The sequence below is a fragment of the Lonsdalea quercina genome (genome assembly GCF_900107885.1).
Taxonomy (GTDB): domain Bacteria; phylum Pseudomonadota; class Gammaproteobacteria; order Enterobacterales; family Enterobacteriaceae; genus Lonsdalea; species Lonsdalea quercina.
In genome coordinates this window covers 1-1,406 of sequence record NZ_FNQS01000029.1, presented here as the reverse complement: position 1 = coordinate 1,406, position 1,406 = coordinate 1, and the positions used below count along the sequence as shown (strand labels likewise).

The window sequence follows — 1,406 nt, the reverse complement described above, 5'->3', positions numbered from 1 at the left end:
ACGCTGACACTCCACACGTTGCCGCTATCGGAGGCGGTCACCGTAGTCTGGTATGCCTGATCGCCGATGGTCACGGTGACCGTATCGCCGACCTGCACGTCGTTGCCGACGCGGCCAGTCACATTCTGGCTCTGACCGGCTTCGGCGATATTGACGGTGTTATCACCGGTGACGTTATCGATAGTGATGGAGGCTTCCGGCGCCGCCGTATCGACCGCGTAGCCATGATCGGCAGATGCCGTGGTCGGGTTACCGGCTGCATCCGTGGTGGTGACTTCAGCATGAATGTCATTGTTTCCGGCCAGCACGTCGCCCGGCACGGAGACGCTCCATACGTTGCCGTTATCCGACGCGGTGACGGTGGTCTGGTAAGCCTGATCGCCGATGGTCACGGTGACCGTATCGCCGACCTGCACGTCGTTGCCAACGCGGCCGGTGATAGCCTGCGGCTGACCGGCTTCCGCGATATTGACGGTGTTATCACTGGTGACGTTATCGATAGTGATCGACGCTTCCGGCGCCGCCGTATCGACCGCGTAGCCATGATCGGCAGATGCCGTGGTCGGGTTACCGGCCGCATCCGTGGTAGTCACTTCCGCGTGGATCTGGCTGTTACCGGCCAATACCTCGCCCGGCACGCTCACACTCCACACGTTGCCGCTATCGGAGGCGGTCACCGTAGTCTGGTAAGCCTGATCGCCGATGGTCACGGTCACCGTATCGCCCACCTGCACGTCGTTGCCGACGCGACCGGTCACATTCTGGCTCTGACCCGCTTCGGCGATATTGACGGTGTTGTCACCAGTCACATCGTCGATGGTGATCGAGGCTTCCGGCGCGGCCGTATCTACCGCGTAGCCATGATCGGCAGATGCCGTGGTCGGGTTACCGGCCGCATCTGTGGTAGTCACTTCGGCATGAATGTCATTATTACCGGCCAGCACCTCGCCCGGCACGCTCACGCTCCACACATTGCCGTTGTCCGACGCCGTCACCGTAGTCTGGTAAGCCTGATCGCCGATGGTCACGGTCACCGTATCGCCGACCTGCACGTCGTTACCGACGCGACCGGTGATGGCCTGCGGCTGTCCCGCTTCCGCGATATTCACCGTGTTGTCACCGGTCACATCGTCGATGGTGATCGAGGCTTCCGGCGCGGCGGTATCAACCGCGTAGCTGTGGTCAGCACCAGCGGTAGTGGCATTGCCTGCACTATCGGTAGTGGTCACTTCCGCGTGGATCTGGCTGTTACCGGCCAGCACGTCGCCCGGCACGCTCACGCTCCACACGTTGCCGTTATCGGAGGCCGTCACGGTGGTCTGGTAAGCCTGATCGCCGATGGTCACGGTCACCGTATCGCCCACCTGCACGTCGTTGCCGACGCGGCCGGTGATGGCCTGCGGCTG

General features: G+C 62.5%; 1 protein-coding gene. It reads right to left on the bottom strand.

Going from position 1 to position 1,406, the window contains the following annotated elements:
• Nucleotides 1-1,406 (bottom strand): Ig-like domain-containing protein (locus BLU64_RS16910; RefSeq protein WP_139171545.1); only part of this gene is annotated, 1,406 nt, incomplete at both ends.